The sequence below is a fragment of the Pseudomonas sp. GW823-FHT02E01 genome (genome assembly GCF_058797535.1).
Map to the genome: position 1 here is coordinate 768,808 of NZ_JBXAJS010000002.1, position 9,462 is coordinate 778,269.

The 9,462-nt window shown below is 58.6% G+C and carries 9 protein-coding genes; 3 read left to right on the forward strand and 6 right to left on the reverse strand.

Going from position 1 to position 9,462, the window contains the following annotated elements; translation table 11 throughout:
- Positions 1 to 27: 27 nt before the first annotated feature.
- The 4 genes from AC1RDQ_RS07300 to hemJ all read right to left on the reverse strand — a co-directional run bounded on the left by AC1RDQ_RS07300 (position 28) and on the right by hemJ (position 3,368).
- Entirely contained in the window at positions 28 to 816 is a 789-nt protein-coding gene (locus AC1RDQ_RS07300) for an SDR family NAD(P)-dependent oxidoreductase (protein WP_032829767.1), read from the reverse strand.
- 61 nt (positions 817 to 877) lie between these two features.
- A complete protein-coding gene (locus AC1RDQ_RS07305; protein WP_492586843.1) occupies positions 878 to 1,843 on the reverse strand; it encodes a DUF805 domain-containing protein in 966 nt (321 codons plus the stop codon).
- A gap of 93 nt (positions 1,844 to 1,936) precedes the next feature.
- Positions 1,937 to 2,905 (reverse strand): NAD(P)H-dependent flavin oxidoreductase, encoded by a 969-nt coding sequence (locus tag AC1RDQ_RS07310; RefSeq protein ID WP_218494789.1) that lies wholly within the window; start codon positions 2,903 to 2,905, stop codon positions 1,937 to 1,939.
- A 34-nt stretch (positions 2,906 to 2,939) separates the two neighbouring features.
- Positions 2,940 to 3,368 (reverse strand): protoporphyrinogen oxidase HemJ, encoded by a 429-nt coding sequence (hemJ, locus tag AC1RDQ_RS07315; RefSeq protein WP_046039521.1) that lies wholly within the window; start codon positions 3,366 to 3,368, stop codon positions 2,940 to 2,942.
- Positions 3,369 to 3,503: 135 nt separating this feature from the next.
- On the opposite strand from hemJ, the gene argC reads away from it, so the two are divergent.
- Entirely contained in the window at positions 3,504 to 4,538 is a 1,035-nt protein-coding gene (argC, locus tag AC1RDQ_RS07320; protein WP_007980174.1) for an N-acetyl-gamma-glutamyl-phosphate reductase, read from the forward strand.
- 166 nt (positions 4,539 to 4,704) lie between these two features.
- The gene (erpA, locus tag AC1RDQ_RS07325) at positions 4,705 to 5,055 is read left to right on the forward strand and encodes an iron-sulfur cluster insertion protein ErpA (protein ID WP_007906865.1); all 351 of its coding nucleotides are present in this window, start codon (positions 4,705 to 4,707) and stop codon (positions 5,053 to 5,055) included.
- A gap of 66 nt (positions 5,056 to 5,121) precedes the next feature.
- Here the strand turns inward: erpA and AC1RDQ_RS07330 are convergent, their stop codons facing one another.
- Together AC1RDQ_RS07330 and AC1RDQ_RS07335 are read right to left on the reverse strand one after the other, a co-directional pair.
- A complete protein-coding gene (locus tag AC1RDQ_RS07330; RefSeq protein WP_057713093.1) occupies positions 5,122 to 6,213 on the reverse strand; it encodes an anhydro-N-acetylmuramic acid kinase in 1,092 nt (363 codons plus the stop codon).
- Between the two features lie 3 nt (positions 6,214 to 6,216).
- Complete coding sequence (locus tag AC1RDQ_RS07335; protein ID WP_492586844.1) at positions 6,217 to 7,641, reverse strand: peptidoglycan DD-metalloendopeptidase family protein; 1,425 nt, start codon at positions 7,639 to 7,641, stop codon at positions 6,217 to 6,219.
- 212 nt (positions 7,642 to 7,853) lie between these two features.
- Here AC1RDQ_RS07335 and tyrS point away from each other — a divergent pair, with 212 nt between their 5' ends.
- On the forward strand, positions 7,854 to 9,053 hold the full coding sequence (gene tyrS / locus AC1RDQ_RS07340; RefSeq protein ID WP_008051666.1) for a tyrosine--tRNA ligase: 1,200 nt from the start codon (positions 7,854 to 7,856) through the stop codon (positions 9,051 to 9,053).
- Positions 9,054 to 9,462: the final 409 nt, after the last annotated feature.

Here is a 9,462-nt window from a genome sequence, read left to right on the forward strand (position 1 = left end):
GCGCCCAGCCTTTTACCTTGGGTTGGATCAGCGCGGGCAGTAGGCCTTGTTGACCATGCCGGCGATTGTGCGAGTCAGCCACCGCGAGCCAAGCCGCGGCAGGAAGGCGAACCAGCGGTTGCGCCGCCCGGGAATGATGATCGCCTTATTCTTTTCCAGTGCGCGCACGGTGTAGAGCGCCACTTCCTCGGGGCTCATCAGCAGTTTGCTGTTGGTCAGCTTTTCGCTGTCGAGTTGCGCGGTACGGAAAAACGCCGTGCGGGTCGGCCCGGGGCAGAGCACCGAAACCTTGATCGCACATTTTTTCAGCTCGACGCGCAATCCTTCGGAAAAGTGCAGCACATACGCCTTGCTGGCGTAATAGGTGCTCATCCACGGCCCCGGCTGAAACGCCGCCACAGAGGCCACATTCAGAATCTGCCCGCCGCCTTGCAGGGCCATGCTGTTGCCGATGGCATGGCACAGGCGGGTGAGGGCGAGGATGTTCACTTCGATCAGGTCTTGCTCGGTCATCCAGTCCTGGGCCAGAAACGGGCCGCATGTGCCGATACCGGCGCAGTTGACCAGCAGATCGATTTGCCGGTCGCCTTCTTCCAGCTCCAGCAGGAATCCGGACAGGCGCAGCGGTTCGCCCAGGTCGCAAGCACGGAACAGCACTTCCACGCCGAACCGTTGGGTCAGTTCAATCGCAATACTTTCCAGCTGATCACGTTGTCGGGCCACCAGAATCAGGCTGCGGCCGCGCCGGGCCAGCGCTTCGGCCATTGCCAGGCCGATGCCGCTGGAGGCGCCAGTGATCAGAGCGTAACGGGTCATGCAGTTCTCCATCGCAACAGCTCCGCGCCGCGACGCAGGTGTCAGGGGCCAGGAGCGCTGTTCATTCTTTCGCAGAGTCTACAGGGGGCTGGGCCCCTTCGGCTGCATCGTCGGAGGAATTTGGCATCGGTTCGACCTCGACTTCGATTTCATCGGTGGTGACCGAACTGCTGTCGTAGCTGCTCTGGGCGGCGCTTTTGTATTCTTCCCGTATCGCCGTGAGGCCACCGGCCAGCGAGCCGAACAGAACCAGCGCGATAACGATCAGCCACAGCGAAGACAGTACCTTGACTGCGGTACTGTTCGGCGGAGGGGGCGGGCCGTAGCGGTTGGCGGTGTCGTTGCCCGGCACAACCATGATCACGAACGGAAAGAAACTGCCAACGAACGGCACCAGGTTCAGCAGCCACAGCCAGCCGGACCAGCCGACATCGTGCAAACGTTGAACGGTGATCTGGATGCTGACGAATACAAATCCGATGAACAGGATAAAGGCCAGCAAGCTGCCCAATATCAGGCCGGCGGTCGAATCCGCGCCAATGATAGCCAGGGCGACCAAGGCAAACACCCCGCAAACGGCCAGGAGCACAGTTGACAGCACCAGCGTCCAGGCGAGGTAGCGCAAGCGGCCGATACGGCCATCGAAACTGAAGGGTTTGAGCGTGGCGAATTCCGCTACGGCTTCGCCGACGGGCGCGCGCGGCGGCGCGTAAGGGGACTGCGGATCTGCAAAAGGCGCCTGGCTGCCGGCCGGAGCATGGTCATGAACGTCGGCGAGGTTCAGCTCGATCGGCGTTTCCGCTTCGATGCGGGCGTCGATACCGGTTTTGCTCAGCGCCTGGAGATAGGTCTGGGCATCGGCGTGCGACAGGTTGCGTTTGAGCGCTACCGGACGCCCGGTGAACAGGCGCTCAATGGCCGTGATATCGCTTTTGAACAAATCGGCGAGATTGAGCTTTGCCGTGGTGATGTCGACACCGGGCAGCAAGGCGCCCTCGAATACGATTTTGAAATGATTTTCGCCCATGTGCGAAGCATCCTTGTCGCGAGAGGTTGAAAGAACAATGTTGTGCCCGGGCGAGTGTAAGTCCAGCCGGGCAAGACTAGCCAAGGTTTGCTGTCAGCGCGGCCAGCGTTTTGGCAACTGGGCGGCATGCTCCAGGGCCTGGCGGTACTCCGCGTCGAGACGCGCAATCAACTGCTCGACACTCGGCAAGTCTTCGATTTCTCCCACGCCCTGGCCTGCAGACCAAACGGTCTTCCAGGCTTTGGCCTCATCGCTCACGGGTTTGAGCTTGGAACCGAAGTTGATCTCGCCCTTGCCTTGCAAGGCGGCCATGTCGAAACCGGCGGCCTCCAGGCTCTTGCGCATGAAGCTCGCGGGGACACCCGACACGGCTGGAGTATGGATGATGTCTGCCGCTTTGGATGTCAGCAGCATTTCTTTGTAGGCGTCGGGCGCGTGACTTTCGGTCGTGCCGATAAATCGTGTACCAAAGTAGGCCAGATCCGCGCCGAGCAATTGAGCGGCAAGAATTTCGTGGCCGTGGTTCAAACAGCCGGCCAGTAACAGTGTCTTGTCGAAAAACTGGCGGATTTCGGCAATCAGTGAGAACGGGCTCCAGGTCCCCGCGTGTCCACCGGCGCCGGCAGCCACGGCGATCAAGCCATCCACGCCTGCTTCGGCCGCTTTCTCGGCATGACGACGAGTGGTCACATCATGGAACACCAGGCCGCCGTAGCTGTGCACCGCGTCGACCAGTTCTTTCACGGCGCCCAGGCTGGTGATCACGATCGGCACTTTGTACTCGACGCAGATCTGCAGATCCGCCTGTAAACGAGGATTGCTGTTGTGGACGATCAGGTTCACGGCATAAGGCGCGGGATTCTCCATTGTCGCCAGCCCGGCTTCGATTTCTTCCAGCCAAGCCTTGAAACCGCTGCTTTCGCGCTGGTTCAGCGCCGGGAAGCTGCCGACCACGCCCTGGCGACAACAGGCGAGTACCAATTGCGGATTGGAAATCAGGAACATCGGCGCCGCCACTACGGGCAGACGCAAACGTTCTTCGAGCAGAGCGGGCAGCGACATTGGAAGTACCCCGGGTAAGTTGTGCCTGGTGGATTTAGAACGGCCGAACGACGACCAGAATTACGATAGCCAGCAATATCAGAACCGGCACTTCATTGAACCAGCGATAAAAGACATGGCTGCGGGTGTTCTCGCCACGGGCAAAACGTTTTACCTGGGCGCCGCACATGTGGTGGTAGCCGATCAGCAACACGACCAGGGTCAGTTTGGCGTGTATCCAGCCACCCTGGCTGAAGATGCCTGGATTGAGGTAGATGAGCCAGCCGCCGAAGATCAGCGTGGCGATCATCGCCGGGCCCATGATGCCCCGGTACAGCTTGCGCTCCATGACACTGAAGCGTTCCTTGCTGATCGTGTCTTCACTTTGTGCGTGATAAACGAACAGTCGTGGCAAGTAAAACAGGCCGGCAAACCAGCATACGACGCTGACGATATGAAACGCTTTGAGCCACAGATAGAGCATTTTTGGTTATTCCCCAATTCACGGTAGTGGGAATAGTAGGGGGTTGAGCGTCCGCACGTCACCTTGACGGTTGTCGCAGGGGCGCGCGGCCCCTATTATCGACGGCTTTCCAGTGGGTTCGTTGAGGGCAGGTTTATGGTCAAGGTCGGTATCGTCGGCGGCACGGGTTACACCGGTGTCGAACTGCTGCGTCTGTTGGCGCAACATCCGCAAGCTGAGGTGGTTGTCATCACTTCCCGATCCGAGGCTGGCCTGGCCGTGGCCGACATGTATCCGAACCTGCGAGGCCATTACGACGGCCTGGCGTTCAGCGTTCCGGACATCAAGACCTTGGGTGCCTGCGATGTGGTGTTCTTCGCCACACCGCACGGTGTTGCCCATGCCTTGGCGGGTGAGTTGCTGGCGGCCGGGACCAAGGTCATCGACCTGTCGGCGGACTTCCGTCTGCAAGATGCGGATGAATGGGCCAAGTGGTACGGGCAGCCGCACGGTGCACCGGAGTTGCTGGACGAGGCGGTCTACGGCTTGCCGGAAGTCAATCGCGAACAGATCAAGAAAGCGCGCCTGATTGCCGTGCCGGGCTGCTATCCAACTGCAACGCAATTGGGTTTCCTGCCATTGCTCGAAGCCGGCCTGGCCGATGCCGCGCATCTGATTGCTGACTGCAAGTCCGGCGTCAGCGGTGCCGGTCGTGGCGCTTCCGTAGGTTCGTTGTACTCCGAGACGTCGGAAAGCATGAAGGCTTATGCGGTCAAAGGTCACCGTCACCTGCCAGAGATTCGCCAGGGGCTGCGTCGCGCAGCAGGCAAGGACGTCGGCCTGACCTTCGTTCCGCACCTGACGCCGATGATTCGTGGCATACACTCCACACTCTACGCAACCGTTGTTGATCGCTCGGTGGACCTGCAGGCGCTGTTTGAAAAGCGCTACGCCAACGAACCGTTCGTCGATGTGATGCCGGCCGGCAGCCATCCGGAGACGCGTAGCGTACGGGGTGCCAACGTCTGCCGCATTGCCGTGCATCGCCCTCAGGACGGTGATCTGGTGGTGGTGCTGTCGGTGATCGACAACCTGGTCAAAGGTGCTTCGGGTCAGGCCGTGCAGAACATGAACATTCTGTTCGGGCTGGATGAGCGTCTGGGCCTGTCCCACGCCGGCATGCTGCCGTAAGCGTTATCGCGTACAGCAAAAGGCCCGTCTGACGGGCCTTTTTGCATTCCGGGCCGGCGACTGGATTGGTTGATATACCATAACAATAGTTGACCGCTTTTCTAGGAGAAGCGGATAATGCGCGTCATCACGCAATATGACGGCGTAACGCCGGGAGATAGTCAGCATGAGCGTCGAATCCTTCACCCCCACGGCTTTGCAATTCACCCACGGTGCCGCGCACAAGGTGAAGAGCCTGGTCGATGAAGAGGGGAATGATCGCTTGAAGCTGCGCGTATTCGTTACGGGCGGCGGTTGTTCAGGTTTTCAGTACGGCTTCACCTTCGATGAAGAAGTGGCCGATGACGACACCATCGTCGAGCGCGAAGGTGTGAGTCTGGTTGTCGATCCGATGAGCTTCCAGTACCTGGCAGGTGCCGAGGTGGACTACCAGGAAGGTCTGGAAGGGTCGCGTTTCGTCATCAAGAACCCGAATGCGACCACCACTTGTGGCTGCGGTTCTTCGTTCTCGATCTGATCGGCGCACCTGTTTCACAGAACGCCGCACGGCCTCAGGGCCTTGCGGCGTTTTGCTGTCTGGTATTTATGCGGGGTAGATGGCGCCGAGGACCCGTAATCCACGGGCGCCGGTAACGCTTGGGCGATTGGCGGCGATGCCTTCGAGGCAGCAGTGAGCGAGCCAGGCAAACGCCATGGCTTCGACCCAGTCAGGATCGACGCCATATGCTGATGTGCTGCTGACTTTCGCCTTCGGCAGCAGACTGGCCAGGCGATTCATCAGTGCGGCGTTATGCGCGCCACCGCCGCAGACCAGCACTTCTTGAGTCTCTTTCTGGGCGCCTTGCAGCGATTCGATGATGGTCAGTGCGGTCAGCTCAAGCAGCGTTGCCTGTACGTCTTCGGCAGCGAAGGTCGGCAGCTGCGCCAGGTGCTGCATCAACCATGGCAGGTTGAAGACTTCCCGGCCGGTGCTCTTCGGGCCTTGGGTGACGAAGAAGGGGTCGCTGAGCAGTGCCTTCAACAGATCGGGTTCAACCTTGCCGCTGGCGGCCCATTGGCCGTCACGGTCATAGGTGTCGCCGCGCTGCTGATGAATCCAGGCATCCAGCAGCACATTCCCTGGGCCGCAGTCGAAACCGGCCACCGGTTTGCCGGGCTCGATCAGGCTGAGGTTGCTGAAACCGCCGATGTTCAGTACGGCACGGTTGCCGGCCCGCTCTTCGAACAAGGCTTCATGAAAGGCTGGAACCAGCGGAGCGCCTTGACCGCCGGCGGCTACGTCGCGGCTGCGGAAGTCGCTGACCACGGTGATACCCGTCAGCTCGGTCAGCAGCGCCGGGTTGCCGATTTGCACCGTGAAACCGCGCGCTGGTTCATGGCGAATGGTCTGGCCATGGCTGCCAATCGCGCGGATATCGTCAGGGATGAGGTGCTGTTGAGCGAGGAGGGTATTGATGCCCTGTGCCGCGAGCTTTACCCAGTTTTGCTGGGCGATGGCGGAGCGGGCAATCTCGTCCGGACCGCTGGCGCACAAGCCAAGCAGCTCTGTACGCAGGGAATCGGGCATGGGGATGTAGTGCGTGGCGATCAGCCTGATCGCCGGGGTCTGCTCGATCAGCGCGATGTCCAGGCCATCAAGGCTGGTCCCGGACATCACACCTATATAAAGCGCCATGACTTAACGCTTGGCCGAAGCCAGCTGAGTGGCTTTTTCCTGGTCCATGCGCGCCATCAGCGGTTGGCTCTGTGCCAGGAAGCGTGCGCGCTCGGCTTTGGAGATCGGATCGGCCATCGCGACTTTCTGGCCCAGCGGGTCGACGTGCACGCCATTCACCTGGAACTCGTAATGCAAGTGCGGACCGGTGGATAAGCCGGTAGTGCCGATATAGCCAATCACCTGGCCCTGTTTCACCGTGCCGCCAGTCTTCACGCCTTTGGCGAAGCCTTGCATGTGGCCGTAGAGCGTGGTGTAGGTGTTGCCGTGCTGGAGGATCACGGTATTGCCGTAGCCACCACGGCGGCCGGCCAGCAACACCTTGCCATCACCGGCAGCCTTGATCGGCGTGCCACGCGGTGCAGCGTAGTCGACGCCTTTGTGGGCGCGGATCTTGTTCAGGATCGGGTGTTTGCGGCCCATGGAAAATTTCGAGCTGATGCGGGCGAAGTCCACCGGTGTGCGGATGAACGCCTTGCGCATGCTGTTGCCGTCAGCAGTGTAGTAACTGCTGTTGCCTTGTTTGTTGGTGTAGCGCACGGCGGTGTAGGTCTTGCCGCGGTTGGTGAAGCGCGCCGACAGGATCGGGCCAGTGCCGACGGCCTTGCCGTTGACCACTTTTTGCTCGTAGATCACGTCGAACTCGTCGCCCTGACGAATATCCTGGGCGAAGTCCACGTCGTAGCCAAACACACTGGCCATGTCCATGGTGAGGCTGTGAGACAAGCCGGCCCGGGCTGCGGACTGCGACAGCGAGCTGTTGATCACGCCATGAACGTAAGCCGAGCGCACGGTTGGTTTTGCGGTAATGCGGTTGAAGGTATAGCCCTTGTCGTTCTTGGTCAGGCTGATGCTTTCGAGGTCGTTGAGCTTGCTGTGCAGGTTGGTCAACTGACCGTCAGGACTCAGTTCGAATTCGAGTTTTTGCCCGTGCTTGAGCTGGCTGAACTGCTTGGCCTGCTTGTCGCTGGACAGCACGTCGTGCACTGAGGTGGCCGGGAGGCCGACTTTCTCGAACAGCGTAGAGAGGGTGTCACCCTTGGTGACGATCACTTCCCTGTGGCTTGCCGGCTTCTTTTCTTCGACGACCGGCACCGGTGCAGGTTCGGCTTGAGCGGTTTCCTGGGTGTCTTCGGCACTGTTGTCGATCTGCGCGAAGGGGGAGGTTGCTGGTTCATTTGTGGCTTGAACGGCGTCAGCAGCGTCTTGTTCTTGTGTCAGTTGTTCAGCAGGGCTTTCCAGTTCAAGACTCAGGGTTGTCTTTTTGGCTTCGACATCGCTGGAAGGGAATACCAGGAGCGCCAGACTGAGAAGGGCGGCGATGCCACTTGCAGCAAGCAAGTGGGTCTTCGGGTAAAGCGGCGGCGCTTTAGACGATTCTGTGGTCATAAGTGGTTTTGACTTTGAAAAAAGATGAATTGGAAAAGATGAATGACATGATGAAGATGAAATAACTGTATAAAATATAACCAAATCATCTCTGAAGCAAGTCCGTAGGCACTCTGTCTGCGGATTGGCGTCCGTGCGCCGGGCAAACCTTGTATTTGACGCGCGATCTTGTATGGTTGGTTCCCTTTGAATCTGAGCCTTGCGGGTCTGTTATGAAGTCGGTTGAAGAGCAGCTAGCGCTGATCAAACGTGGTGCGGAAGAACTGTTGGTCGAGTCCGAGCTGATTGAAAAGCTCAAGCGTGGCCAGCCGCTACGTATTAAGGCGGGCTTCGATCCAACGGCTCCGGATCTGCACTTGGGTCACACCGTGCTTATTAATAAGCTGCGCCAGTTCCAGGAGCTGGGGCATCAGGTGATCTTCCTGATTGGTGACTTCACCGGAATGATCGGCGACCCGAGCGGCAAGAGTGCCACGCGCCCACCGCTCACTCGCGAGCAAGTCCTCGAGAATGCCGAGACCTACAAGACTCAGGTCTTCAAGATTCTGGATCCGGCAAAAACCGAAGTGGCATTCAACTCCACCTGGATGGATCAGATGGGGCCGGCCGACTTCATTCGCCTGACTTCGCAATACACCGTGGCTCGTATGCTCGAGCGCGATGACTTCGACAAGCGCTACACAACCAATCAGCCAATCGCCATTCATGAGTTCCTTTATCCGCTGGTTCAGGGTTATGACTCTGTGGCTCTGCGCGCAGACGTGGAGCTCGGCGGCACCGATCAGAAGTTCAACTTGCTGATGGGGCGTGAGCTGCAGCGTGGTTATGGTCAGGAAGCCCAGTGCATATTGACCATGCCGCTGCTTGAAGGTCTGGATGGTGTGAAGAAGATGTCCAAGTCCTTGGGTAACTACGTTGGCATCCAGGAGGCGCCGGGTGTGATGTACGGCAAGCTGGTTTCCATTCCGGATGCGCTGATGTGGCGTTACTTCGAGTTGCTCAGCTTCCGCTCCATGGATGAGATCAATGCGTTCCGCGCTGATGTCGAGGCGGGTGCCAATCCGCGCGATATCAAGATCAAGTTGGCTGAGGAGATCGTTGCGCGCTTCCATGGTGAGGAGGCTGCGGCCAATGCTCATCGTGCCGCCGGTAACCGTATGAAGGATGGCGAGTTGCCGGATGATCTGCCGGAAATCGAATTGACTGCTGCCGAAGACATGCCGATCGCTGCTGTCCTTAATAAAGCGGGGTTGGTTAAGAACTCGGCGGTGGCGCGAGATCTCCTGGGTTCCGGTGGTGTACGTATAGATGGTGAGGTTGTCGATCGCACCTTTATATACGCACTGGGCGCGACCCATGTTTGCCAGGCCGGGAAGAAGGCATTTGCGCGTATTACGCTCAAATCCGAATAAAGCTGAAATAAGGGGTTGACGGCGAATTCTAGAGGCCTATAATTCGCCCCACTTCCGGCGCAGTCGAAACGGAAAACTCCTTGATAAACAAAGAGTTACGCAGTTTTCGATAGCGGGTTGCTTCAGTTCATCGAAGCCGAAAGGGAGTTGAAAAAGAGGTGTTGACAGCAGCGTGTAACGCTGTAGAATTCGCCTCCCGCTGATGAGAGATCTGAAGCGCAAGTGGTTGAAGTTACAAAGGAAACTTTGAAAGCTTCTGAAAATAATCACTTGACAGCAAATGAGGCTGCTGTAGAATGCGCGCCTCGGTTGAGACGAAAGATCTTAACCAACCGCTCTTTAACAACTGAATCAAGCAATTCGTGTGGGTGCTTGTGGGGTCAGACTGCTAGTCAACAGATTATCAGCA